We start from the raw sequence: 26,946 nt of genomic DNA, 5'->3' as shown, positions 1-26,946 counted from the left end.
TTATATATTACTAATGGGGCCGTAAAAAATTCGATTGGAGCAGGGCTTTTAACAAAATTTAGTTTTGGTGCTGCCAAACAACTGTAAGACGTCAGTGTACGATGTTTCATATTGATTCCTCCTTTCTAAATGATCAAAATAGTTAGTATATCTGCGCATAAAACTTATATATCGATTTGTAGCTATCAAGTGCATCGATTGATAATACTAACTAAGCACATTGCTATAATGCAAATATACTAACTATATTGTAAATACCAAATATAATATTAGTATTTTATACTATTTAACTAATAACTATTAGCTAAAAAGCAGTATATGTAAGCATAATACGCAAATAAACCAAGAAGAGTTGTAATTATAGCAAGATATTTACTAACTTAAAAACTAACAATAACAAATTAACCGAAGCGTGAGAATAAGTTTTTAAAGCCCCAACAAGATATTAAATGACTGAAGTAGAAGGAGCTTATATGTCAAAACAAATACACAGGGAGAACTCAAGAAAAAGTTTTTTATGGTTTAATCTCTCATGCTCTCATCTTTTTCATCTAATATACTATAATACAAGTCTATATAAAATGAGAGATTCTTATGAGAGATCCATCTCGGGCGGAGATCTCTCATACTTTCCGTACATGCTTGATACAGCGTTCGGATAAGCTGTATTCTGCAAACAAAGTATTCTATCTTTTCGTGAAAAGTATTGTAGAATCATTTGTTATTCAGTAATAATTATTGTATCTTTGAGGGTAGATAATATTCATTCTACTCTAGTGCATAGAACTCAGCACTAATGTGATGAGAACCATGCACTAGAGTGCTGTATTTTATGCACTACAGTAGAATGAATATAATGTCAGTAAGAAAACGCTTGGATAAAGGCTATATAACGTGATAATATAAGTAACATAATCTATAACTACCATTAAATTAAAACAAAAGTGGCAATACAATTTGAATTCTATAAGAATCCCAAGCAGGATGAAGAGGGAAGAATGGGCTATCATCCCAGAGTCGTCAATTTTCAGCACGTCACTACGCAGAGGTTAGCTGCCGAGATTCATTCGGCAACTACTTTCGGCAAAGCGGAAGTGGAAGCTATGCTGATGGAACTTAGCCGATGCATGGGGAATCACCTTTGTGAAGGCGAAAGAGTGCATCTGGATGGAATTGGTTATTTTCAAGTGACGTTGCAAGCTGTCGAACCGATACATTCCATCACTACAAGAGCCGATAAAGTGAGAATCAAAACAGTCAGTTTCCAACCGGACAAAAAGCTAAAAAGCACTTTTATGCATGCGCATGCGCGCCGTTCGAAGCTGAAAGTGCATTCGGAGTCTCTGTCGGAAGAAGAAATAGACAGGAGGTTAACTGAATATTTCGCTACACGTCCTGTATTGAGACGCATTGATATGCAATCGCTTTGTGGCTTCACCGAAAGCATGGCTTCCCGACAAATACGGCGGTTGAAAGCACTCAAGAAACTGGAGAATATAGGAAGACCTACTCAACCGATCTACGTACCGGGAAAAGGATATTATGAGAGATAACATCTGCTGATGGATCTCTCATGGTGGATCTCTCATTGTATATAGACTTGTATTATAGTATATTAGATGAAAATGATGAGAGTATGAGAGATCAAATGCGGAAATAACTTTTTTAGAAGACGAAAAATGAAAATAACACAAATAAGAGACGATGGCAAAGCAAACACCTTGCGTACGTTGAAAATAGAGCAGCTCGTAGAGCAAATGAAAACGGAAACCAAGGCAAAACTCGTCTCAAATATGAGAGAAATTCTGCCGTTCATACTTCCCGGTGATAAAAACGAATACGTGCAGAAGGTACCGAAGATACTTCCTGCCGCAGTTTTCACTCGTAGAGACGGAGTGATGATGATGACCGAATATACCGGAATTGTCATGCTTCAGGTAAATAGCCTTTCCGGTAGGGTAGAGGCGGACGAGGTAAAAGAGCGGGTAGTGGAATTGCCGCAGACGTATCTGGCCTTCATCGGTTCTTCCGGGAAATCGGTTAAGATATGGGTACGTTTTACATATCCGAATGACAAACTGCCCACTACTCGTGAACAAGCGGAACTGTTTCATGCATCTGCCTACCGATTGGCGGTAAAGTTCTATCAACCCCAATTACCTTTCAATATCGAACTGAAAGAACCTTCGCTCGAACAATATTGCCGTTTAACCTTCGATCCGGCGCTGTATTTCAATCCGGAAGCAATGCCCATTTATCTCAAGCAGCCCATTGCCTTACCGGGAGAGACTACTTACCGTGAACGGGTACAGACAGAACCTTCGCCTTTGCAACGATTGGCACCGGGATATGATCATTATAAGGCACTTTCTTTACTTTTCGAGGCAGCTTTCGCCCGAGCGTTGGAGGAGCAGGGGAAATCCGGTTCGGATGACGATGTACAATCTTTACTCATTTGTCTTGCCGGACACTGTTTTCGTGCCGGCATTCCTTTAGAAGATACTGTGCGGTGGACACGTGCGCATTATCGTTTGCCCGATGATGATACGCTGATACGGGAGACGGTAAAGAATGTATATGATGTTGGTAAAGGATTTGGCGGCAAGAGCAGCCTGTTGCCCGAACAGTTGTTTGTGATGCAGATGGATGAATTTATGAAGCGTCGTTACGAGTTCCGTTTCAACCAGTTGACCAACGTGGTGGAGTATCGGGAAAGGAACAGTTTTAATTTCTATTTCCGTCCGATAGATAAGAGGGGGATGGCGAGTATTGCCATGAATGGGCTGTATGAAGGAATCAAACTTTGGGACAAAGATGTGGTTCGTTATCTGAGTTCGGATCATGTTCCGGTTTATCAGCCTGTGGAGGAATATCTTTACGATCTTCCGCATTGGGATGGCAAAGATCATATTCGGGATTTGGCGGAACGGGTTCCTTGTGACAATCCGTATTGGGCACAATTGTTCCGTCGTTGGTTCTTGGGGATGGTAGCGCATTGGCGTGGATTGAATAAAAGATATGCTAATAGCACTTCTCCTTTGTTGATCGGTCCGCAGGCTTACCGTAAATCTACTTTCTGTCGCCTGATACTTCCGCCATGCCTGCAAGCGTATTATACGGATAGTATCGATTTCAGTCGGAAGCGAGATGCCGAACTGTATCTCAATCGCTTTTTGCTGATTAATATGGATGAGTTCGACCAAATAGGAATGAATCAGCAGGCTTTCCTGAAACATATTTTGCAAAAGCCGGTGGTCAATACGCGTCGTCCCAATGCTTCGGCAGTGGAGTCACTGCGGCGTTATGCTTCTTTTATCGGTACGAGCAACCATAAAGATTTGCTGACGGATACATCCGGCAGTCGCCGTTTTATCGGTGTGGAAGTGACCGGAGTGATTGATGTGGTCCGCCCTATCGATTATGAACAGCTTTATGCGCAAGCGATGGCTGCCCTTCGTAGTAACGAACGGTATTGGTTTGACGAGGAAGAGGAAGCTTTATTGAAGGAGGCTAATCGTGAATTTGAGCAGTCGCCTGCTATTGAACAGTTGTTTCTTGTTTACTTTCGCGCAGCACAAGACGATGAGGAAGGAGAGTGGCTGCTTGCCGCAGATATTCTCCAACGAATTCAGAAAGAGAGCCGGATGAGGTTCTCACCCGGAATGGTGGCGCATTTCGGACGTATCTTGCAACGGTTGGGGGTGGAGTCGTATCGGAAAACGCATGGGGTGTATTATCATGTGGTCGGTATTAAGTGAGATAGGAATAAGGTGTATAGAACGAACATTTCATATTTTGCTTTGTTTTGAAAAAAAATCCGTTTTTGTATACGTTGTATGAAAATAATGTGCATCTTTGTAGTGACTTACAATTCTCATGACGTGTAGTGATAACGCTGCCGTTTAAGGCCCTACGAGTGTGCATTGCCGCACTCGTAGATGGACCCTTACATAAAAACGGTTCCTATCCCCGCGTGGAACGTTAATGCGTCCACTGATCGCTACTCGTTAGGATTGTAAGTCAGCGGGTCAGTAGGGGCCGTTCATTTTTCCCCGCTATATAACGTTGCGTTAGATGGTCAAAGTTTATACAATTGAAAGTTTTTGCCTCCGTAAAATTTCCGGCAAACCACAATGCTATAAATTATACATTAGCTTGCAGCAAGGCAAACGAGTATTTCAGTATCTTGTACGGTTGAGGGATGCACTTTGTGTAGATGTACTTCGCTCATATATTCCAGCAGAACGAAACGATCAATTAGAGCTGATTGTGCGAGCCATTTTTAAAGAACATCATTTAAGTTATCCCATCATTAAAGTTTCACATAGCTGTGCGTATCTACATAGGATAAAGAAGCAAAACTGCATGATGAAACGTTTCCTGGGTGCTTATATCGCTATATGAATGAAGATGAATATATATCGGATTCTCGATGATGAGCAGACTTTGCAAATCTAATTCACTGTTAAGACAACAAACCGAATTCATTCCCCCTCTTTCCCGACCGTTGCATTTCTCTTCCCCCAGAGTGCAGCGGTCTTTTTTTGGGGGGTAGGTGTTTTTCCCAGACACAATTTTTTATCTTAATAATTATCTCTTTGTCAAATTCCACAAAACTGTTCGTAAATCAGATAAGTTCCTAATTCCTGAGTGACGAAATCTTTTTCAATCAATTTCTTAGTACCGATTAAACAGAACTAGTAGAAGAAAGTGCTCGCTTGACTATTGAATAGAAAAGGCGAGACAAATGTCCCGCCTTAAATGTTTTCACAACGGAATAATCCTTATTGTGACTTGCTTCAAATTAGTGATGCAAAGATAGGAAATTATTTTATTATTATGCACTATTTTATGAGAAATAATTAATATATTTGGGAAATTATATAATTAAGATACGCTAAATATGAAAAGAATATTGGGACTAGATTTAGGGACTAGCAGTATTGGCTGGGCACTAGTTGACGAAGCTGAGAATGGTAATGAAAAGTCATCGATTGTTAAATTAGGTGTGAGAGTTAATCCTTTGACGGCAGATGAATTGACCAACTTTGAGAAAGGAAAAAGCATCACAACCAATGCAGACAGAACTCTTAAAAGGAGTATGCGCCGTAATTTGCAACGTTATAAACTTCGTCGTGAAGTTTTAATACAGATTCTGAAAGAGCACAAATTTATAACAGATGAAACTATACTTTCGGAAAATGGTAATAGAACAACTTTTGAGACATATCGGTTAAGGGCTAAAGCTGCAACGGAAGAGATTTCGTTGGAAGAATTTGCACGCGTATTACTAATGATAAATAAAAAACGTGGGTATAAAAGCAGCCGGAAAGCAAATGGAACAGAAGAAGGTACATTGATTGATGGTATGGATACTGCCCTTAAACTTTATAATGAAGATCTTACTCCCGGCGAATTATGCTTGCAGTATCTTAATGAGGGTAAGAAAACCCTACCTGATTTTTACCGTTCTGATTTGCAAAATGAATGTGACAAGATTTGGATAAAACAAAAAGAGTTTTATCCTGAGATTCTGACAGATACACTGAAAGAAGAATTGAGAGGAAAGAAACGTGATGCTGTTTGGGCCATTTGCGCCAAATATTTTATCTGGAAGGAAACTCAAACGGAATGGAATAATGAGGAAGGTAAAAGCGAACAAATAGAGAAAGAACATAAGTTAGAGGGGATTTATAGTAAGCGAAAAAGGGAGGAAGCCAAAAAAGAAAATCTGCAATGGCGGGTCAATGGTTTGAAAAAAAAGCTTTCATTGGAACAATTAGTTATTATTTTGCAAGAAATAAATACCCAAATCAATGCCTCAAGCGGTTATCTCGGCGCAATCAGTGACAGAAGCAAGGAGTTATACTTCAATAAACAGACTGTTGGCCAATATCAAATGGAGATTCTGAATAGAAACTCCAATGCGAGTTTGCGAAATATGGTATTTTATCGCCAGGATTATTTGGATGAGTTTAATACACTTTGGGAAAAACAGGCTGAGTTTCATAAGGAATTGACGGAGGAATTAAAAAAAGAAATTCGTGACATTGTTATTTTCTATCAACGTAGGTTGAAAAGCCAAAAAGGACTCATTAGTTTTTGTGAGTTTGAGAGCCGACAGATAGAAGTGGAAATTGATGGTAAGAAAAAGGTTAAAACTGTAGGTAGTCGGGTAATACCCCGTTCCTCTCCTTTGTTTCAGGAATTTAAGATATGGCAGATATTGAATGATATCAAAGTGACTGTTGGCGAAAAAAAAAGTAAACGAAGAGAAAAATCAGAACAGAACGACAGTCGATGTTTGAATCTGGAAGAAAAAGAATTGTTAGCTAAAGAGCTTTTTGTTCGTGATAAGATGACAAAGTCGGAGGTCTTGAAACTGTTGTTTGACAATCCGCAGGAATTGGATTTGAATTTTAAGACGATTGACGGCAATAAGACGGGGGCTGCAATATTTCGGGCATATAGCAAGATTATTGAGATGTCTGGTCATGAACCTGTCGACTTCAAGAATTCTAAAGAGAAAATAGTGGAACATATAAGGGCTGTATTTGCTTCTTTTAATTGGAATACGGATATTTTAAATTTTAATCCGGATGAAGAATTGGACAAACAATCCTATTACAAGCTTTGGCATTTATTGTATTCTTTTGAAGGAGACAATACGCCAACAGGAAACGGTTGTTTGATTCAAAAAATTACAGAACTATATGGCTTTGAGAAAGAATACGCCACTGTATTGGCTAATGTCACTTTTCAGGATGATTATGGCAGTTTGAGTGCAAAGGCTATTCATAAGATTCTGCCTCACATGAAAGAAGGCAATCAATATGATGTGGCTTGTACGTATGCAGGTTACAAATATTCAAAATCATCATTATCCAAAGAAGAGATTGCCAATAAAATATTGAAAGACAAACTTGAGCTTCTCCCCAAGAACAGTTTACGCAATCCTGTGGTGGAAAAAATTTTAAATCAGATGGTGAATGTGATCAATGCCATCATAGATATCTATGGCAAGCCTGATGAGATTCGGGTAGAACTCGCTCGCGAATTAAAGAAGAATGCCAAAGAGCGTGAAGATCTGACTAAGTCTATTGCAGAAACCACAAAGGCTCATGAGGAATACAAGAAACTTCTACAAAACGAGTTTGGCTTGAAAAATGTAAGCCGCACGGATATTTTGCGTTATAAACTATATAAAGAATTAGAATCACGTGGACATAAGACCCTCTATTCTAATACGTATATCCCAAGGGAAAAATTGTTTAGTAAAGAATTTGATATCGAACATATCATTCCGCAGGCACGACTTTTTGATGACAGTTTTTCAAACAAGACGCTTGAAGCTCGAAATATAAATATTGAGAAGGGGAATAAAACAGCCTATGATTTTATAAAAGAGAAATTTGGTGAAACTGGAACCGAGAACAGTCTGGATTGTTATTTAAATAACATCGAAGAGTTGTTTAAGTCGGGGAAAATTTCGAAAACCAAATATAATAAGCTGAAAATGACTCAGCAGGATATACCCGATGAATTTATAGAACGTGATCTTCGAAATACGCAATATATTGCGAAAAAGGCTCTTTCGATGTTACATGAGATATCTTATCGTGTGGTAGCCACAACTGGTTCCATAACAGATAAGTTACGTCAGGATTGGCAATTGGTGGATGTGATGAAGGAACTGAATTGGGACAAATATAAGGCATTGGGATTGGTAGAGTATTTTCAAGACAGGGATGGACGTCAGATTGGTAGAATAAAAGATTGGACGAAGCGTAACGATCATCGTCATCATGCAATGGATGCGTTGACTGTAGCATTCACCAAAGATGTATTCATTCAGTACTATAACAACAAAAATGCCAGTCTGAATCCCAATACGAATGAATATGCGATAAAAAACAAGTATTTCCAGGATGGCAAAGCAATTGCGCCAATACCTTTAAATGAGTTTCGTGCGGAAGCCAGAAAACATCTGGAGAATACTCTAATTTCGATTAAAGCGAAAAACAAGGTAGTTACGAGCAATATGAACGAAACAAAGAAAAGGGGCGGCACAAAAAAGAAAATACAACAAACGCCTCGTGGTCAATTACATTTGGAGACAATTTATGGTAGCAACAAGCGATATTTGGTAAGAGAGGAAAAAGTGAATGCTTCATTTGATGTAGATAAGATTGAAACTGTAAGCAAATTAGTTTATAGAAATGCATTGTTGAAGCGTTTACAAGAGAATGATAATGATCCGAAGAAAGCGTTTACTGGTAAAAATTTATTGGACAAAAAGCCTATTTGGCTGGATAAGGAGCAAACAAAGAAAGTACCAGAGAAGGTAAAAACCGTAGTATTTGAAACAATCTATAGTGTCCGAAAGGAAATCTCTCCTGATTTGAAAATTGATAAAGTAATAGATGTTGGTATCCGGAAAATATTGGCAGACAGATTGAGTGAGTATGGTAATAATGCAAAGAAAGCATTTTCCAATCTTGATGAGAATCCAATTTGGTTGAATAAAGAAAAAGGTATATCTATCAAGCGGGTTGCCGTTTTGGGAATCAGCAATGCTCAGTCGTTACATGTGAAGAAGGATAAAAATGGCAAGGTCTTTTTGGATGAGAATGGCAAAAACATTCCGGTAGATTTTGTGAATACGGGCAATAATCATCATGTGGCAGTTTATCGCAAGCCTGTCATAGACAAAAAGGGGCAAATAGTAATTGACGAAGATGGTAATCCTCAATATGAACTTGAAGAGGTTGTAGTTCCTTTCTTTGATGCAGTGACAAAGGCTAATCTTGGCCAACCTGTTATTGACAAGGACTATAAGACAAGCGAGGGGTGGCAGTTCCTTTTCAGTATGAAGCAAAATGAGTATTTTGTATTTCCGAATGAGAAGACAGGGTTTAATCCGAAAGAAATAGATTTGCTGGATGCAGATAATTATGGGGTGATAAGTCCGAATTTATTTAGAGTTCAGAAGTTCTCTCATAAAAATTATGTTTTTAGACACCATTTAGAAACTACAATTAAGGATACAAGTGTTTTGTTGAAAGGCATTACTTGGACAGACTTTCGTAGTTCAAAAGGATTGGATTCTATTGTCAAAGTACGCGTCAATCACATTGGACAAATAGTGTCGGTTGGAGAATATTAATTGAGACATAAATTAAATAATATAGTATATGTGTCGAAATAATGATAACACTTCTATTTTTTCTGATTTCTTCCTTTATAAAGATGGAAGAGGAGAAGTGAAAATCGAAATCTATATTTTTAACGAGACAGTTTGGCTGACACAGGATAAGATTTCGCAATTGTTTGGAGTGCAGCGTTCTGCAATCACAAAGCATTTGAAGAATATCCTCGAGAGCAGAGAATTGCTTGAAGACTCAGTTAGTTCCATTTTGGAACTAACTGCCGGTGATGGTAATAAATATCAAATGAAATTATATAATCTCGATGCTATCTTATCCGTAGGTTATCGTGTCAATAGTATTCAGGCTACACATTTCAGAATCTGGGCGAACAAGGTTCTGAAAGAATATCTGATTAAAGGATTTGCTATGAATGACGAGCGATTAAAGAATCCACACAAAATCTTTGGAGAAGATTATTTCGAAGAACAATTGGCTCGTATCTGCGACATTCGTAGTAGTGAACGGTGTTTTTATCAGAAAATAACTGATATTTATTCACAATGCAGTGCCGATTATGGAGTTGGTAGTAATATGACGAAGATTTTTTTTGCAACTGTCCAAAATAAATTGCATTGGGCGATTTTCGGTCAGACGGCAGCCGAGATTATAGTTTCTCATGCAAATGCCGAGAAACCTAATATGGGATTGAACATTTGGAAAAACGTACCTAACAGGATAATACGTAAACCGGGTTATTGCTAAAAACTATCTCAATGAAACTGAAATGGACAATTTAAACCGTATTGTTTCGATGTATCTGTATTATGCAGAATGCCAAGCGAAAAAAGAACAAATGAAGGATTGGGTACAGAAATTAGATGCATTTTTGCAATTCAACGAGGAAGTCGTGTTACTGCATAGTGGGAAAGTGAGTCATGAGGTTACGAAAGCATTGGCAGAACAAGAATATGATGAATTTCATGCTAAACAACTTCAAAGTTACGAATCGGACTTTGATAAACTCTTAAAAGGAATGGGGCATGATTAAAAAAACACTTTATTTTGGTAATCCGGTTTATTTATCGTTGCGAAATGCACAGTTGGTTATTAAACTGCCTGATGTGGAGAAAGCTACAGATCTGCCTGAGATATTGAAAAAGCAGGTAGAGGTGACGAAACCTATAGAAGACATTGGGATTGTCGTGTTGGATAACAAACAAATCACTATTACTTCTAGTTTGTTGGAGGCTTTACTTGAAAATAACTGTTCTGTAATCACTTGCGATAGTAAGGGTATGCCTCTTGGACTAATGCTTCCTCTTCATGGGAATACTACTCAAAATGAACGTTTTCGTGAGCAATTAGCTGCTTCATTGCCATTGAAGAAGCAGCTTTGGCAACAAACCATTCAAACGAAGATTAATAATCAAGCATCTGTACTCAAAGATTGTATGAATGAAGAGGTAAAGTGTATGCGTGTATGGGCTGCTGATGTGCGTAGTGGCGACCCTGATAATTTGGAAGCGCGTGCTGCCGCATATTATTGGAAATCTTTATTTGCAAATATTTATAATTTTACTCGGGCACGCGAAGGAATTTCTCCCAATAATTTATTAAATTATGGATATGCCATTCTTCGTGCGGTGGTGGCTCGTGGGTTGATGACAAGTGGATTGCTTCCAACTTTGGGAATTCATCATCATAATCGTTACAACGCTTACTGTCTGGCAGATGATATTATGGAGCCGTATCGTCCGTATGTAGATGAATTAGTGTTCGGCTTGGTACAAGAGTACGGGAAGAATGTGGAGTTAACGAAAGAGGTTAAGACGCGGTTACTTACTATTCCTACTTTGGAAGTGCAAATTGGAGGCAAACGCAGTCCGTTAATGGTTGCTGTGGGACAAACCACTGCTTCGCTTTATAAATGTTTCAGTGGAGAACTTCGACGAATTGCTTATCCTATACGCTAATGGATCGTTTTAGTGAATATCGTGTTATGTGGATACTTGTTCTTTTTGATTTGCCAACTGAGACTAAAAAAGAAAAGAAGGCTTATGCAGATTTCAGAAAGAATCTACAAAAGGATGGTTTTACCATGTTCCAGTTTTCCATTTATGTGCGACACTGTGCCAGTAGCGAGAATGCTGCTTTACATATAAAAAGAGTTAAATGTTTCCTTCCAGAGCTTGGACATATCGGAATCATGTGTATTACGGATAAACAATTTGGAAATATAGAACTCTTTTATGGAAAGAAAACTCAGGATGTTAATCCGCCAGGACAGCAATTAGAGTTGTTCTAGAACACAAAATCTCGCACTAGTGCGAGATTTTGTGTTAGAAACAGCCTCTTTTTTTATTATTAGATTTGTTTTTCAATTGGTTGTAAATCACTGATTTATGTAAAATCAGTTGTTTCCAACGATGTAAAGATACTAATTTGAAAGCAAATCACAACAATTGTTCGGTCCTCTTGAAACTCCTCTTGTTGTTTCCAACGATGTAAAGATACTAATTTGAAAGCAAATCACAACTATCTTGCTGGGAACAACAACTACTACATGGTTGTTTCCAACGATGTAAAGATACTAATTTGAAAGCAAATCACAACACTGTAATTTCTTGTGATTGAGGATATCCAGTTGTTTCCAACGATGTAAAGATACTAATTTGAAAGCAAATCACAACACTCTCAGCATATTGATGAATACAGATTTGTTGTTTCCAACGATGTAAAGATACTAATTTGAAAGCAAATCACAACTCCATGTGCTTTCTTTGATTTTCGTAGTTTGTTGTTTCCAACGATGTAAAGATACTAATTTGAAAGCAAATCACAACTTCCGCCCAATGAAAAACGTACACCTTTATGTTGTTTCCAACGATGTAAAGATACTAATTTGAAAGCAAATCACAACCGTCAAGCCGAAGCGCTTCAAAAATGGAAAGTTGTTTCCAACGATGTAAAGATACTAATTTGAAAGCAAATCACAACCTATATACGATTCTTTGTTATTATGCCTTTGTTGTTTCCAACGATGTAAAGATACTAATTTGAAAGCAAATCACAACAGTCAGGCCCAAAGGGATATTCATGAGCTTGTTGTTTCCAACGATGTAAAGATACTAATTTGAAAGCAAATCACAACCAGATTACTGCCGGAACGATTGACGCGGCAGTTGTTTCCAACGATGTAAAGATACTAATTTGAAAGCAAATCACAACTTCTATATCCTTGCATATTCCCTTCATCATGTTGTTTCCAACGATGTAAAGATACTAATTTGAAAGCAAATCACAACGCTGAAACGAACGGTCCGGAAGGTATTTTAAAGGATAGGAGCAGTTTGTTGCTTTTGTGTACTTAAATCTCTTCTAGCGCATAATATTGATAATCTCTAAGAACAGTTTGTAAGAAACGCTCTCCATTGGAATCTAAAGGAGTGACAGATAAAAGCTCCTGTACTTTCTTTGCCAACATCGTGATACGACGTTCACGATCTTTTTTGTTTGATTCCAATGTGCGAGTAATTACATTGACCTGTTCTAATGATAAGTCAGCAGATTGTGGATAAACAGGATGATAATCTTTCGTCAGATAATCAAACTCATCTAGGCTGACATGTATTTTTCGGTAGTTTTTCTCCTTAATTATCATAGTTCCTGCAGCAAGATCTCCTAAACGTTGATTGTTCTTGGTCAATATGACAGATAAGACTCCTAAACCTCCGGTCAAAGGAACATCGATGGGAAACAACAACCAACGAAGTAAATAGGAACTAATGCCGGGAGTAGAGCCATCTGTTTTTACGACGCGGATATTCATTAACTTTTTTCCGAAGCTCTGTCCTTGATTGAATGTTTCACAAAGAAAAGAGTAAAAAAGTACTGGTAGAATAATCAGAAACGTATATATAACAGCGTTGAAATCTCGTGGAGCATAAAAATTGAATAAAAGAGTAATGGTAGACATCAAATAGATTACAATCAAAATATAATCGATGAGAAATGCTATGAAACGTTCACCTATACTGGCGGGCGTCTGGCTGATACGAACGAATTGTCCGGTGATAATTGTAGATTCTGCCATTTTTGATTAAACATTTTTATGGTTCCGTTGCAAATATATAAAAATTCTCTTACTTTTGCTTTCGGTTTCGGACAAATCTTATCCGAACACTTGTGAAAGGCATGAAGGAAGTAACGTTTATCCGTCAGAATATTGATAAATGGAAAGATACCGAGAAGGTAGTGGAACAGGCTAAACGTTTGTCCCCTGATCAACTTGCCGATGTTTATTCGGATCTGACTGCTGATCTGGCGTTTGCTCAAACTCATTTTCCTAACTCCCGTATTACAATCTATCTGAATAATCTTGCTTCTTCGTTGCATAACGAGATCTATCGTAATAAGCGTGAGAAATGGACGCGGATTATCACTTTCTGGACTCGTGAGGTTCCACAAACAATGTATGATGCTCGTCGTGAATTATTGATCTCCTTTTGTGTTTTCATGGCAAGTGTATTCATTGGTGTATTGTCATCTGTGAATGATTCGGATTTCGTTAGATTGATTTTAGGAGATCAGTATGTAGATATGACTTTAAATAATATAGCGAATGGAGAACCGATGGCTGTATATGACGGCTCTTCCGAAATTCCTATGTTTTTGGGTATTACATTAAATAACATAATGGTATCTTTTCATTGTTTTGCAATGGGATTATTGACTAGTTTTGGTACAGGATATATCCTTTTGAGGAATGGGATTATGGTAGGTGCTTTTCAAGCATTCTTTTATCAGCATGATTTGCTTTGGGAATCTTCTCTGGCAATCTTTTTGCATGGCACGCTTGAGCTATGGGCAATTATTGTAGCCGGTGCTGCAGGAATAGCTTTAGGCAATGGCTGGCTATTTCCAGGAACATATTCCAGATTAGAATCGTTCCGTCGGGGAGCAAAAAGGGGGGTGAAGATTATAGTGGGTACGATACCTGTATTCATTTTGGCGGGATTTATAGAGGGGTTTGTTACCCGTCATACAGATATTCCTGATTTTTTACGACTTGGATTGATCTTATTATCGTTGGCTTTTATTATTTTCTACTATATTTATTTACCTAATAGGAAAAAAAATGGAATTACAGAAACCTAAGATCGCACTGTATGTTAAACGCCCTTTTGGCGAGAAGTTGAACGCAGCTTTTGATTTTATAAAAGAAAATTGGAAACCGCTGTTGAAGTTAACTACTTATTTGATTTTACCGTTGTGCCTTATACAAGCATTAAGTTTAAACGGGCTTATGGGCGGGGCTATGACAATGACTACTCTTGCCAATAGTGCTGTGGCAAATTCTGATTTAGGAATGCTGGCCGGGTTTATGACATACTATGCATTGTATATGTTGCTATATTTGATAGGAACAGCTATGCTATCTTCGCTGGTGTATACATTAATACGTATTTATAATGAACGTGAAGGAGGGTTGCAAGGTGTTACGTTGAGAGAATTAAAACCTTTGCTGCTCCGTAATATTGGGCGCATGTTCCTGTTAATGGTCGTAAGTACTGTGTTAGTTGTGTTAGCGATGATTCCGATAGGTGTATTAATGTATTTGTCGATGTTTACATTGATCCTTACTATTCCACTTTTGATTGCTTTTTCTGTACCACTCGCATTATTTGCTCCTATTTATCTGTTCGAAGACATTACAATAATGGCAGCATTGGGAAAAACTTTTCGGCTGGGATTTGCAACATGGGGAGGCATTTTTTTAATTTCTATTATAATGGGAATTATTGGTAGTGTGTTACAAGGAGTGACTATGGTTCCCTGGTATGTAGCTACGGTAGTAAAGTACTTTTTTGCAATGAGTGATACAGGAAGTACGGCAACTGTATCAGTTGGCTATAGTTTTTTACTTTATTTATTGGGTATTATTCAGGCATTTGGTGCATATCTTTCAATGATATTTACTTTGATCGGATTGGCTTATCAATATGGCCATGCATCGGAAGTTGTAGATAGTGTGACTGTGGAAAGTGATATTGATAATTTTGATAAACTTTAAAACCGGAATTTGAACTGGATGACAACTTCCCCTACAGATACGTTGGTTTGTGATACGGCACAGATTGCTGTCTGGCAATCTGATCCTGCCTATGACTATAATCGTGAGTTGATTACTCCGGAGATTAATTTCTTTGAGTGGATTAACCAGCGGTTTGGGGAATTATTACGTAAGATATTTGGTGGTCGCTTTTCGGAGCAATATTCAGAGCTGGTTTTAATATGTATTGCTATTGTTATTTTGCTTCTGATTATTTGGTTTGTTTACCGGAAACGTCCCGGGCTTTTTATGCGTTCACCTAAAAGTGCTTTGCCATATACTGTAGAAGAGGATACAATTTACGGAGTTGATTTCCCGGGAGGAATTGCTGATGCACTTGCGCATAGTGATTATCGGGAAGCTATACGTTTACTTTATTTACAGACATTAAAGTACTTGAGTGATACTAAACGTATTGATTGGCAACCTTATAAAACAGCTACTCAATATAATGGCGAAGTACGAATGCCTGCCTTTCGTGAACTGACAAATCATTTTCTGCGGGTTCGTTATGGAAACTTTGAAGCAACGGAACAACTTTTCCGTATCATGCAAGCCTTGCAGGCGGAAATCCGGAAAGGAGGTACTTCGTGAAAGGAAGTCGTTGGTTTATTTTGGGTATTATGGCTTTTCTGCTGTTGATGTTTGCAGTGGAATATCATATGCCAAAGAAATTTGTGTGGACTCCAACTTTTAGTCATTATGACAAACAACCTTTCGGATGCGCATTGTTCGATAGTATATTGTCATCTTCTTTACCTCTTGGTTATTCTCTCTCGTCCAAAACATTTTATCAACTGGAACAGGAAGACACATTACATAATCGGGCTATATTGATAGTGGATCAGTATCTGAAATTTAGTGAACTGGATGTAGAGTCTTTGTTGAAAATGGCTGAACGGGGGAATAAAATTATGTTGGTAAGTACCTCCTTTGGTAAGGAATTGGAAGATACATTGAAGTTTACTTGTTCCTATTCTTATTTTAGTCCGGTGATGATGAAAAAGTATGCGTCTTCATTAGCAAAGAAGGATAGTATTTATTGGGTAGGGGATACTACTGTTTATTCCCGACAGGTATTTCGTTTTTATCCAATTCTATGTAGCTCTTATTTTCGTGACTATTATTCATTACCTTTTCAGAGTTTGGCAGAGAAAGATTTGACAGAGGGTTTGGAGGCATTTATGCCTGATATAGATACAACCAATGTATCTGGAAATTATCATCCTTCAATGGCATTTGTCCGTCCATGGGGGAAAGGAGAAATCATTTTAGTGTCTACGCCTTTGCTTTTTACGAATTATGGTGTGTTAGATGGAGATAATGCAACTTATCTTTTCCGGTTATTGTCAAGAATGAAAAACTTGCCTATAGTGCGTACAGCGGCATATCAGCAAGGAATAGAACAATTGCAGGAATCACCTCTCAGTTATTTCCTCTCTCAGCGTCCCTTACGTTGGGCTATATACTTAACTATGATTGCAATATTGCTTTTCATGTTATTTACTGCAAAAAGGAGGCAAAGAGCGATACCTGTGATTTCCGAACCGGAGAATAGATCGCTGGAATTTACTAAACTGATAGGTACACTTTATTATCAAAAGAATGATCATGCCAACTTGGTACATAAGAAGTTTACTTATTTTGCAGAAGAGTTAAGAAGAGAAGTACAGGTAGATATTGAAGAAGTGACCGATGATGAGCACTCGTTTCTTAAAATTGCTCAAAAAACAGGTATGGATGTGGAAGTAATTGGGGAATTTATTCGTGAAATCAGACCGGTGATTTATGGAGGACGTACTCTGTCGGCGGAAGAGATGAAACGATTTATTGATAAAATGAATGAAATAATGAATCATATCTAAAGAAAAAATATATGGAAGAGAATACAGAACAACGGATAGATTTAACGCTTTTTTCCGAGAAGATACAAGAGCTTAAGGATAGGATTGCTTCCGTTATTGTTGGACAAGAACAAACGGTTGATCTGGTACTGACTGCTATCCTTGCCAATGGCCATATCTTGATTGAGGGAGTGCCGGGAGTTGCCAAGACTTTGTTGGCCCGATTGACTGCCCGCTTGATAGATGCAGACTTTAGCCGTATTCAGTTCACTCCGGATTTGATGCCGAGTGATGTATTAGGTACTACAGTATTCAACATGAAAAACAATGATTTTGATTTTCATAGAGGACCTATTTTCGCTGATATTGTATTGGTGGACGAGATTAACCGTGCGCCTGCCAAGACACAAGCTGCTCTTTTTGAGGTCATGGAAGAACGTCAGATAACCATTGACGGGATGACGTATCGGATGGGAGACCTTTATACCATTCTTGCTACTCAGAATCCTGTAGAACAAGAAGGTACCTATAAGCTTCCTGAGGCACAGCTCGATCGTTTTCTAATGAAAATAACGATGAATTATCCGTCCTTAGACGAGGAAGTGAATATCTTGGAACGTCATCATACAAATACTTCATTGGTAAAATTGGATAATGTGGTACCGACTATCACCCGTGAAGAGTTATTATCGCTTCGGGCATTGATGGGGCAGGTTTTCGTAGATCGTACATTGCTCCAATACATTGCGATGATTGTACAACAGACCCGTACCAGTAAGGCTGTATATTTGGGAGCTTCTCCACGTGCATCAGTTGCTATGTTGCAGTCTTCTAAAGCATATGCTTTGCTACAAGGTCGTGATTTTGTGACACCGGAAGATATTAAGTTTGTAGCTCCTTTTGTGCTTCAACATCGTTTGATTTTGACTGCGGAAGCTGAGATGGAGGGATATTCTCCTGTTAAGGTTACTCAACGATTGATTGATAGGGTGGAAGTTCCGAAATAATATTCTTTTAGCTATTAAATCAATTTGTATAATTTATAATTTAAGGATTTGTACCTCACTCGTCGTTTTTATATTGCCCTTGTTCTGGTTATCCTGTTATTGGGTAGCGGATATGCATTTGCTCCATTGTTTATAATAGGGCAAGTAGCTCTTGTCATCTTATTTCTGATGGCGTTGATAGATGGATATCTCCTTTATAGTATTCATGGGATAAGAGCATATCGTCGATGTGCCGACCGTTTTTCAAATGGAGATAACAATGAAGTGAATATTCGTGTAGAGAGTAGTTATTCACGTCCGGTATCTTTGGATGTTATTGATGAGATTCCTTTTATCTTTCAGAAACGTGATATTGATTTTAAGATAGAGTTACAAGCGAATGAAGGAAGAAATATTACTTATTCACTGCGACCAACGAGACGAGGTGTTTACGGCTTTGGACATATCAGGGTATTTGTAACCTTGCAGATCGGTTTACTTTCACGACGTTACACTTGTGGGGAGCCTCTGGAAATCAAGGTATATCCTTCTTATCTGATGTTGCATCAGTATGAGTTGCTGGCTATTAATGATAATCTTACTGAACTGGGAATTAAACGTATACGTCGGATAGGGCATCATACAGAGTTTGAGCAGATAAAGGATTATGTAAAGGGAGATGATTATCGAACGATCAACTGGAAAGCCAGTGCCCGCAGACATCAATTAATGGTGAATGTTTATCAGGATGAACGTTCTCAACAGATTTTTAATGTGATTGATAAGGGGAGGATCATGCAACAAGCTTTTCGTGGAATGACATTGTTTGATTATGCGATTAATGCTTCTTTAGTGCTATCTTATGTGGCTTTACAAAAAGAAGATAAAGCAGGTTTAGTAACTTTTGACGAACATTTTGATTCGTTTGTTCCGGCTTCTAAACAGCCCGGACACATGCAGACTCTCCTTGAAAATTTATATAGTCAGCACACTACTTTCGGTGAAACAGACTTTTCGGCTCTTTGTGTTCACATGAATAAGCATGTTAGTAAACGAAGCCTTCTGATTTTATATACGAATTTTACTAATATCAGTAGTATGAACCGGCAACTAACTTATTTGAAACAGTTGAATCGTCAGCATCGGTTATTAGTCGTTTTTTTTGAAGACGCGGATTTGAAAGCCTATATTGCTGCTCCTGCACAAAATACTGAAGAATATTACCGCCATGTAATCGCCGAGAAATTTGCTTTTGAAAAGAGACTGATTGTTTCTACCTTGAAACAGCATGGAATTTATTCCTTGCTGACTACACCTGAAAATCTATCTATTGACGTAATCAATAAATATTTGGAAATAAAGTCAAGACAATTATTGTAGTCTTGTTAGTTGAAACTAATTTATAATCCAACCGCTTTTTGCGTCTCAATAAAGAAAAAAGTAGCCATACCAATAAGTACGATTCCCAATACTCCATAGAAAAGTCGTGCCCGATTGCGTCCTACATTCCGGATGATAGATTGTGCATTGCGTGTGGTGAAAAACCAGTTCCAGTTAAACAATGCCGCCAGCAGGGAAGTTATTCCTGCCAGCGCAAAGATTCCTTGTACGATATATTGTCCGGTCATAACTTAATAGTTCTGCTTCCGTCTTCCAATTCCTCGATAGTTACTTTTACAGCGTCTCCCGGTAATAGTTCTTCTACCAGTTCGGGCCATTCAATGAAACAAAGAGCACCGCTATAGAAATAATCCTCATAGCCCATATCATAAACTTCACTCAGTTTTTTGATACGGTAAAAGTCGAAATGATAAATCAATTCTCCCGTTTCATCCGAACGGTATTCATTGACAATAGCAAAAGTTGGAGAACTGATTACGTCCGAAACACCTAGTTCTTTGCAAAGTGCTTTGACAAATGTTGTTTTACCTGCGCCCATTTTTCCATATAAGGCAAAGACTGTGCTGTCTCCCATAGCAGCAATGAATTCGCGAACTGCTTCATGGATATTTTCTAACGATTGAATTTTGATTTCCATATGCTAACTTTTTTGTCTAACTATTTCTTGATAAGGCTCTTCCCGGTTTTGCAAACTGCATAGATCAGGATAGAGAAGAATATAATGGAAGCCCCTGAAGGTACTTTCCAATGATAAGAGATGAACAAGCCTCCCAAACATCCCAGAAAACCGATGACGATAGATAACCAGATGATTCTTTTGAAATTATATGTAAACAGGTTGGCTGTCATTTGCGGGATTGTGAGTAATGAGATAGCCAATACAATGCCTACCATACGTAAGCAAGCGACAATCGTTAATGCGATGAACATCATTAGCAGATATTCAAATATTTCTACGGGGATTTTTTGAGAACGGGCAAACTCCCGGTCGAAAGCAATATATACGATAGGGCGGATATATAAATAGAAGAATCCGCTCATTATTAGAGCTAATATGCCCAACATCCACAAATCTACCTGATTGATGGTCAGAATGTTCCCGAAAAGATAAGCGGAAAGGTCGGGTGCAAAACCCGGAGACAGAAAACTGAACATGATACCTAGAGCCATTCCTAAAGTCCAGAATACAGCGATGGCAGAATCTTCCCGCATGTCTTTCCGTTTGCTGAGCCATTCTACTCCAAAAGCGGATAATACGGAAAAGAGGGCAGCTGATAGTATTGGTGAGATCCCGGTGAACAATCCTAGCCCTATCCCTCCGAAAGAGGCATGGGTAATTCCTCCACTGATAAACACCAGCCGGCGGGTAACGATATACGTACCGATAATTCCACAGGCAATGCTTGCCAGCAAACTTCCTAATAGGGCATGTTGAAAGAATGTATATTGTAGTAAATCCACTTTTTTAATTTTGAATTTATGAATGTGATGTCCTGCGTTCTCCAATGATCAAGAATACTTCATCCTTAAGATCGTCCGGCAGTTCAATTCCCCGAAGTTGCAAGCTACGTATCCATCCTGCGACATCTACATCCTGCATGGTATACAATACATCTCGGAATTGATTGGTTTCTTCGTCGGTGTAGTCATCTCCAGCACGTCCGATAAACTGATCTAACTCTTCGTCGTCATAATATTCTATTTTTTTGCTGACAGCGGCCAATAGACTTTCTTTCTCGCATACCTCATGTTGTCCGCAGCATTCTGCATCCACTTCCTTCACTTCGGGCATTCGATCCAATTCACCTTTTGCTATTTTCTGTTCCAGTCTTTTGTTGCGGATTATTCCGGCAATCAGTGCGATAATGCCCAGCAACACTAGACCCGTTATGAGTATCCACATAATTATAATCAGTCAATTTTCTGCAAAGTTACTTATTAATTTGTATTCTATCATGTATGGTATCTATTTCTTTTCTTACTTTTGTACCTTACTAACTAAATTTATTATACGATGAAGCTACATCATTTGTTCGATATAGTGGGTATATGTTTATTCTTTCTTTGCATTTCTTGTGGAGAAGATAGGAGTGTGTTTGGCGATGACTTTGTAACTCCGAAGATGACAAATGAGAATACAATCCAGTTTACGGTAGAAATAGTCAGCGATTGGAGGCAAATTGATTTGTCAGCCAATGGAGGGAGAATGGTGGTCGATTGGGGAGATGGGCGTTTGCAAAAGATTGAAGATCCCAGCCAGACGATTATCAGCTATAAATATGGAAATTGCCGGAGTTATCGTGTTAAAATTTGGGCCGAAGAATTGGATTATTGCGCGATAGGGACCGAATTATTGAATGTAAGTGACTTGCATTTGGGAATTCTGCCCCGGATGAGAAATTTGCATATAAATAGTTTAAAATCTACTACGGAATTGGATTTGAGTGCTTCTTGTCCTAATGTGGAAGATCTTAGTATAGGTAATATGCCTGATTTGAAACGGTTGGATATCGTTCAGTGTGATAACTTGAAAACATTACAGATATATTCGAATCCCAAATTAACTTCATTAGAAATAGGTAGTAAGTCCTATTTGGAGAAATTATTTTGTTCTTATAACGATCTGACTTCTCTTTCTATGAAAGGCCTGCCTCGCTTAAAAGAAGTGGATTGCAGTTATAATCCGAATCTTTCGACATTAAAGTTTGATGATGAGATGGCAATAGGTTCCTTGTTTATCAATTATTGTAATTTTGATAAGATTGATTTTCTGGATAAATTGCCAACGATAACCGAATTTGGTTGTAGTTATAATAAACTAACGGAATTACATATGCCAGGAGCTTTTTCAATTGCTTATTTACGTTGTGATAATAATCAATTGACGCACTTGTCAATTGAGGATACGTGGATATTAACTCAGTTAGATTGTCATTCTAATTGTTTGGAAGCAGATGCTTTAAATGAGCTTTTTGAATCATTGGGGCAAGTTCGTCCGTCCGATTATATGCGGTATATACTTTCGATTTATGATAATCCGGGAGAAAAGACTTGCCAGAAAGAAATACCCATACGCAAAGGATGGAAGTTGGAAGATGATCATTGGAACTAGCTATATAAATTAAAGTCTATATAATACTATGAAGAAACATATTTTGTTAGTAGGATTATTATTTGTCAGTTGGAGTCTTTATGCTCAGACTCCACTAGAAAAAGGTTTGAGAAGTATTAATTGTTCTTCTGCTAAAGCTACCATTGGCTTTTTGGCTGCAGATGAGTTGGAAGGGCGTGAGGCAGGATTTCATGGGGCACGTGTATCTTCCGAATACATCGTTTCTTTATTACAATGGATGGGAATACAACCTTTGAATGAGAGTTATTTTCAGCCTTTCGAAGCTTACCGTAAAGAACGTCAGAAGCAAGGAAGGCTTGAGGTGCATCCTGATTCTATTGCAAAGTTGAAATTAGGAGTGCATCAAAAACTTTCTATGAGAAATGTTCTAGGAATGATTCCCGGTAAAAATACAAATGAGTATGTCATTGTAGGTGCGCACTTTGATCATTTAGGGATTGATTCGGCTCTCGATGGGGATCAGATATATAATGGTGCAGATGATAATGCTTCCGGTGTATCTGCTGTATTACAGATAGCCCGAGCATTTGTTACGAGTGGACAGAAACCGGAACGGAACGTCATCTTTGCTTTTTGGGATGGAGAAGAGAAAGGTTTGCTTGGTTCTAAATATTTTGTGCAGAATTGCCCTTTTGTTTCTAAGATTAAAGGATATTTGAATTTCGATATGATCGGACGTAATAATAAGCCCGAGCAACCTCAACAGGTTGTTTATTTCTATACCGCTGCTCATCCGGTTTTTGGTGATTGGCTGAAAGAGGATATTAAAAAATATGAACTGAAACTCCAGCCTGATTATCGTGCGTGGGATAATCCTGTGGGAGGTAGCGATAACGGTACATTTGCCAAAGTCGGCATTCCTATTATCTGGTATCATACAGACGGACATCCTGACTATCACCAACCATCGGACCATGCCGACCGGTTGAATTGGGATAAAATTGTAGAAATAACCAAAGCCTCTTTCTTGAATATGTGGAAGATGGCGAATGAGAAAAACTATTAATGAAGATGTGAGTTTTTATTGTTAATTACATTCTGCAATAAAGAGCCGAAGGTATCAATCTGAACAGCCACGCTACATATTCCCATCTTTTGGAGACGAAAGCTATTTTTTTCTTATGAGAGATAGCTTTCGTTATTTGCTTTACTGCTTTATCTACCGGAGTGATCCAAAATAGTCCCTCCCCTTTTGCCATAGCAGTATCTACAAACCCGGGACGAATATCCGTAGTATAAATAGAGTAGGGAGATTTGGTCGCTTTTTGTCGAAGTCCTTCCATGTAGTTGATTTGATAGGCTTTGGAAGCATTGTAAGCGGGAGCGATGCCACTTCCTCGTGTACCACCCTACAGAAGAAATGGCGACTAAATGACCTCTCTTCTGAGCTTCAAAATAGCGAAATCCCCAGTCGGCTATATTCGTAAATCCGATTACATTGGTTAATAGAGTGGGTTCTTCCAGTCGATAAGATAGTTTCGGGTTTAACTCTCCCGTTCCTGCACAGATAATCAGAATATCCATTCCACCCATCTTCTGTACAAGTGTTTCTAATCTTGAGAGGGTGGTTTGGATGTTGGTAATATCACATACCTGATAAAATACTTGATCTTGCTTTTGATTGAAGAGTTCTTTAAGTAAGTTTTCTCTGCGCCCGGTAATACCGATCAGACAATTTTCTCGAAGATATTGTTCTGCTAATCCGCGACCAATGCCTGAAGTGGCACCTATAATCATTATTCTTTTCATGATGTGAATATCAGTTTGGTTTTGTTTGCAAAAGTAGAGGAGGTAAGTGAAAATATTCTTGATTGAAATCAAGAATTGAAAGAGATTTGCAGTTTAACTATTTGGGTAGGAGTTTGTACTGATATTTGTATGGATGCTGGCGTATGCTATTGTTTGCGAACGACTCTTTTTCGGATTCGGCTAAGTGTTTCAGGACGTATAAGTAGATAGGAAGCAAGTTCTTTTAAGGTGATGAGTTTTAGTAAGCCGGGACAACGGTTTAAGATTTCAAGATAACGTTCTTCGGGTGTCAGGCTATACATTGAAATCATCCGGTCATAGACTTCCCATAATAAGGTCTCGGCAATGTGACGTCCTAAACGTTGATGCTCTGCGTTGGCTTCATAAAACTCATTAACTTGTTGATGAGTGAGTTCATATACAGTACAATCACATAAAGCTTGTATGTCTACGTTTGATTTATCTTGCAGTTGGACAGCAGGATAGTTGCCGACAAAAGACCCTTCAAAGGTATAGCCTACAATATTCATTTCTCCTAAACTATTAATACAACAGTATCGGAAAGATCCGGAGCTTACAAATCCTAATGTTTTGCAGATTTCTCCTTGTCGGACGAAGTATTCTCCTTTTTTATAATTAACAGATTTTCCCTGTTGGATTGTAAAGTCTATAACAGGGGAGAAATTGATATGTGAAGTGTATTTATTGAAATCTTTCACAACGTAATAGTTACTTTTCGCTTATTATTTGAAATCCAGCTTGCTTCAAATGTTCCCAATAATTAGGATATGATTTAGAAACGACTTCTGGTTCAGCGATTTGTAGATCCGGATAGAGAATGGCTGCCGGGGCAAATGCCATTGCCATCCGATGGTCTTCGTATGTTTGGATTATGGGTGTTTGTTCAGGTGTACAACGTTCACCATTCCACATTAACACACTATCATTTTCTTCTTCGATAAGGTATCCTAATTTTTTCAGTTCACTTCTTAAAGCTGTAATGCGGTCCGTCTCTTTGATTTTTAGACTCTGTAAGCCTGTAAAACGGAAAGGAATATTCAGCAAAGCACAGGTTACAACAAATGTTTGTGCCAGATCTGGAATATCAACAAGGTCTTCTTCCAATTTTTTCAATGCGTTACCTGTCTTTTTCAGTTTTACACCTTTAGCTGTAAATTCGGTAGTGATTCCCAATCGTGAAAAAACTTCTGCTCCACGGCTATCTCCCTGGTAGCTATGGTGAAATAATCCCAATAATTCTATTTCTGCTTTAGAAGATAATGCTGCAATCTGATACCAATATGAGGCAGCACTCCAATCACTTTCTACGGTAAAGGGAATACTCTCGTATGGTTGTGGTGCGACAGAAATGCTGTTAGGAGCAGTCCATGCAGCTTTTGCTCCAAAATCGTTCATTAATTGTAATGTAAGGTTGATATAGGGGCGTGAGATGATCTCTCCACTTAAATGCAATGTTAGTCCGTTTTTGAGTACAGGTCCTATCATTAATAAAGCGGAAATGTATTGGGAACTTACATTTCCTTTCAATGCGATTTCATTCTTCTTTAATTCTGTCCCTATAATATGTAATGGAGGAAAACCTTCATTTCCTGCATATTCGATTTCAGCTCCCAGTTCACGAAGAGCATTAACCAATATTTGTATGGGACGTTGCTGCATACGAGCAGTCCCTGTGATGGTATGTTTTCCCGGAGTAACACTTAGATAAGCCGTCAGAAAGCGCATAGCAGTTCCGGCGGCCATGATATCGATCGTTTCTTTGTTTTCAGTCAAAGCCTTTATCATAACTTGGGTATCATCACAGTCGGACAGGTTCTCAGGAGAATAACTACCTTTGCCTAACGCATTGATGATGAGTGCGCGGTTACTGATACTTTTGGATGCCGGCAACTGGATTGTTGCTTTTACCATTGGCGGAGAAGTGAGTTTATAGCGTACCATTCTAAGTATGTTCTTTGTTATGGAGGACAAAAGTAGAGATTTATTCGGAGACTTCCAACAGCTTACGACTCTTATCAAGTGAGTTAAAATAACATCTGTATCGATGTTTCTGCTGATATCTTATTAACCAGGGAATAATAAAAAGAAGTCCAATAAAGAGCATTATAAGGAATGAAATACTTTTTAATTCATCCGAACTGCTAAAATACATATAGATTAATCTGATTGCCATCCCATAAAAATATATCAGATAGATCATAAAATCAAGATTGATCTTCCGTTTTAATTGTCTTTTAAGTATAGCATCGGAATCTGTGATTGAATATAAATCGGCTGACCTTGTAAATAGTTGATAGTGTCTGATACTAGAAAGTAACAAATATACTAGAAAGGCGCATGGTATCCATAGATGGATAGAGAATCTTTCCATAACGATCATATCAAAAGTAGTGGTTACTACTGAAATTATCAGTAGGGTAGCAAACAGACAGATTAGAAATTTCTGACGATGCAATGTGTGAGAAATCATATGGCAATGTTTTCTACGTATAATCTCCTTTATATTAACTGGTTTCTCTTCGGTGCCAGCATGTATTTCTTTCCAGAGTTC

Annotated in this window: 22 protein-coding genes, 1 pseudogene and 1 CRISPR repeat array; of the genes and pseudogenes, 15 read left to right on the top strand and 8 right to left on the bottom strand. The window is 38.2% G+C overall.

Annotation, left to right across the window (positions count from 1 at the left end):
* The first annotated feature begins 944 nt into the window (after nt 1-944).
* From EJF25_RS19870 to cas2, 7 genes are all read left to right on the top strand, one after another.
* Nucleotides 945-1,553 carry an HU family DNA-binding protein gene (locus EJF25_RS19870; RefSeq protein WP_125042404.1) on the top strand — a complete coding sequence of 203 codons (609 nt, stop codon included), beginning with the start codon at nt 945-947 and terminating at the stop codon, nt 1,551-1,553.
* 126 nt (nt 1,554-1,679) lie between these two features.
* Nucleotides 1,680-3,758: a BT4734/BF3469 family protein gene (locus EJF25_RS19865; protein ID WP_125042403.1), complete on the top strand. Its 2,079-nt coding sequence runs from the start codon at nt 1,680-1,682 to the stop codon at nt 3,756-3,758.
* Nucleotides 3,759-4,903: 1,145 nt separating this feature from the next.
* Nucleotides 4,904-9,166, top strand: coding sequence for a type II CRISPR RNA-guided endonuclease Cas9 (gene cas9 / locus EJF25_RS19860; RefSeq protein ID WP_125042402.1), 4,263 nt, complete (start codon nt 4,904-4,906; stop codon nt 9,164-9,166).
* 28 nt (nt 9,167-9,194) lie between these two features.
* Complete coding sequence (gene rhuM / locus EJF25_RS26230; protein ID WP_262707226.1) at nt 9,195-9,911, top strand: RhuM family protein; 717 nt, start codon at nt 9,195-9,197, stop codon at nt 9,909-9,911.
* 22 nt (nt 9,912-9,933) lie between these two features.
* Nucleotides 9,934-10,197, top strand: a complete 264-nt coding sequence (gene rhuM / locus EJF25_RS26775; RefSeq protein WP_262707225.1) for a RhuM family protein — start codon at nt 9,934-9,936, stop codon at nt 10,195-10,197.
* The gene (gene cas1 / locus EJF25_RS19850; RefSeq protein ID WP_125042401.1) at nt 10,190-11,122 is read left to right on the top strand and encodes a type II CRISPR-associated endonuclease Cas1; all 933 of its coding nucleotides are present in this window, start codon (nt 10,190-10,192) and stop codon (nt 11,120-11,122) included. Before rhuM (EJF25_RS26775) ends, cas1 begins: the two co-directional genes overlap by 8 nt.
* Entirely contained in the window at nt 11,122-11,454 is a 333-nt protein-coding gene (cas2, locus tag EJF25_RS19845; protein WP_125042400.1) for a CRISPR-associated endonuclease Cas2, read from the top strand. Before cas1 ends, cas2 begins: the two co-directional genes overlap by 1 nt.
* A gap of 108 nt (nt 11,455-11,562) precedes the next feature.
* Nucleotides 11,563-12,454: direct repeats of the CRISPR family, unit length 47 nt; unit sequence GTTGTTTCCAACGATGTAAAGATACTAATTTGAAAGCAAATCACAAC.
* Nucleotides 12,455-12,516: 62 nt separating this feature from the next.
* Here cas2 and EJF25_RS19840 read toward each other — a convergent pair.
* Nucleotides 12,517-13,242 carry an RDD family protein gene (locus tag EJF25_RS19840; protein WP_125042399.1) on the bottom strand — a complete coding sequence of 242 codons (726 nt, stop codon included), beginning with the start codon at nt 13,240-13,242 and terminating at the stop codon, nt 12,517-12,519.
* A 101-nt stretch (nt 13,243-13,343) separates the two neighbouring features.
* Between EJF25_RS19840 and EJF25_RS19835 the strand changes: the two genes are divergently transcribed.
* Genes EJF25_RS19835 through EJF25_RS19810 form a run of 6 tightly spaced genes read left to right on the top strand, consistent with a single transcriptional unit; the run spans nt 13,344 to nt 19,471 of the window.
* Entirely contained in the window at nt 13,344-14,306 is a 963-nt protein-coding gene (locus tag EJF25_RS19835) for a stage II sporulation protein M (protein ID WP_125042398.1), read from the top strand.
* A complete protein-coding gene (locus EJF25_RS19830; protein WP_125042397.1) occupies nt 14,287-15,222 on the top strand; it encodes a hypothetical protein in 936 nt (311 codons plus the stop codon). The genes EJF25_RS19835 and EJF25_RS19830 overlap by 20 nt, the downstream gene beginning before the upstream one ends.
* An 18-nt stretch (nt 15,223-15,240) precedes the next feature.
* Nucleotides 15,241-15,855 carry a DUF4129 domain-containing protein gene (locus EJF25_RS19825; RefSeq protein WP_125042407.1) on the top strand — a complete coding sequence of 205 codons (615 nt, stop codon included), beginning with the start codon at nt 15,241-15,243 and terminating at the stop codon, nt 15,853-15,855.
* Complete coding sequence (locus EJF25_RS19820) at nt 15,852-17,126, top strand: DUF4350 domain-containing protein (RefSeq protein ID WP_125042396.1); 1,275 nt, start codon at nt 15,852-15,854, stop codon at nt 17,124-17,126. Before EJF25_RS19825 ends, EJF25_RS19820 begins: the two co-directional genes overlap by 4 nt.
* An 11-nt stretch (nt 17,127-17,137) precedes the next feature.
* The gene (locus EJF25_RS19815; RefSeq protein ID WP_125042395.1) at nt 17,138-18,112 is read left to right on the top strand and encodes an AAA family ATPase; all 975 of its coding nucleotides are present in this window, start codon (nt 17,138-17,140) and stop codon (nt 18,110-18,112) included.
* Between the two features lie 48 nt (nt 18,113-18,160).
* On the top strand, nt 18,161-19,471 hold the full coding sequence (locus EJF25_RS19810) for a DUF58 domain-containing protein (RefSeq protein WP_125042394.1): 1,311 nt from the start codon (nt 18,161-18,163) through the stop codon (nt 19,469-19,471).
* A gap of 20 nt (nt 19,472-19,491) precedes the next feature.
* Here the strand turns inward: EJF25_RS19810 and EJF25_RS19805 are convergent, their stop codons facing one another.
* The 4 genes from EJF25_RS19805 to EJF25_RS19790 are packed head-to-tail and all read right to left on the bottom strand — an operon-like array spanning nt 19,492 to nt 21,395.
* Nucleotides 19,492-19,719: an immunity 17 family protein gene (locus tag EJF25_RS19805; protein ID WP_125042393.1), complete on the bottom strand. Its 228-nt coding sequence runs from the start codon at nt 19,717-19,719 to the stop codon at nt 19,492-19,494.
* Nucleotides 19,716-20,129: a tRNA (adenosine(37)-N6)-threonylcarbamoyltransferase complex ATPase subunit type 1 TsaE gene (gene tsaE / locus EJF25_RS19800; protein ID WP_125042392.1), complete on the bottom strand. Its 414-nt coding sequence runs from the start codon at nt 20,127-20,129 to the stop codon at nt 19,716-19,718. Before tsaE ends, EJF25_RS19805 begins: the two co-directional genes overlap by 4 nt.
* A 20-nt stretch (nt 20,130-20,149) precedes the next feature.
* On the bottom strand, nt 20,150-20,953 hold the full coding sequence (locus EJF25_RS19795; RefSeq protein ID WP_125042391.1) for a metal ABC transporter permease: 804 nt from the start codon (nt 20,951-20,953) through the stop codon (nt 20,150-20,152).
* Between the two features lie 16 nt (nt 20,954-20,969).
* The gene (locus EJF25_RS19790; protein WP_125042390.1) at nt 20,970-21,395 is read right to left on the bottom strand and encodes a phospholipase; all 426 of its coding nucleotides are present in this window, start codon (nt 21,393-21,395) and stop codon (nt 20,970-20,972) included.
* A 111-nt stretch (nt 21,396-21,506) separates the two neighbouring features.
* Between EJF25_RS19790 and EJF25_RS25170 the strand changes: the two genes are divergently transcribed.
* Together EJF25_RS25170 and EJF25_RS19780 are read left to right on the top strand one after the other, a co-directional pair.
* Nucleotides 21,507-22,604, top strand: coding sequence for a leucine-rich repeat domain-containing protein (locus EJF25_RS25170; protein ID WP_200832946.1), 1,098 nt, complete (start codon nt 21,507-21,509; stop codon nt 22,602-22,604).
* Between the two features lie 28 nt (nt 22,605-22,632).
* Complete coding sequence (locus EJF25_RS19780) at nt 22,633-23,631, top strand: M28 family metallopeptidase (RefSeq protein WP_125042389.1); 999 nt, start codon at nt 22,633-22,635, stop codon at nt 23,629-23,631.
* A gap of 25 nt (nt 23,632-23,656) precedes the next feature.
* Here EJF25_RS19780 and EJF25_RS19775 read toward each other — a convergent pair.
* The 3 genes and pseudogenes from EJF25_RS19775 to EJF25_RS19765 form a co-directional block, all read right to left on the bottom strand.
* Nucleotides 23,657-24,374 (bottom strand): annotated as a pseudogene (locus tag EJF25_RS19775) (SDR family NAD(P)-dependent oxidoreductase).
* A 146-nt stretch (nt 24,375-24,520) separates the two neighbouring features.
* On the bottom strand, nt 24,521-25,093 hold the full coding sequence (locus EJF25_RS19770; RefSeq protein ID WP_125042388.1) for a Crp/Fnr family transcriptional regulator: 573 nt from the start codon (nt 25,091-25,093) through the stop codon (nt 24,521-24,523).
* 10 nt (nt 25,094-25,103) lie between these two features.
* Entirely contained in the window at nt 25,104-26,336 is a 1,233-nt protein-coding gene (locus EJF25_RS19765; RefSeq protein ID WP_125042387.1) for a 3-phosphoshikimate 1-carboxyvinyltransferase, read from the bottom strand.
* Between the last annotated feature and the right edge of the window lie 610 nt (nt 26,337-26,946).

The sequence above is a fragment of the Bacteroides faecalis genome (assembly GCF_003865075.1).
Lineage (GTDB): Bacteria > Bacteroidota > Bacteroidia > Bacteroidales > Bacteroidaceae > Bacteroides > Bacteroides faecalis.
This window is presented reverse-complemented; position numbering and strand designations above follow the sequence as displayed.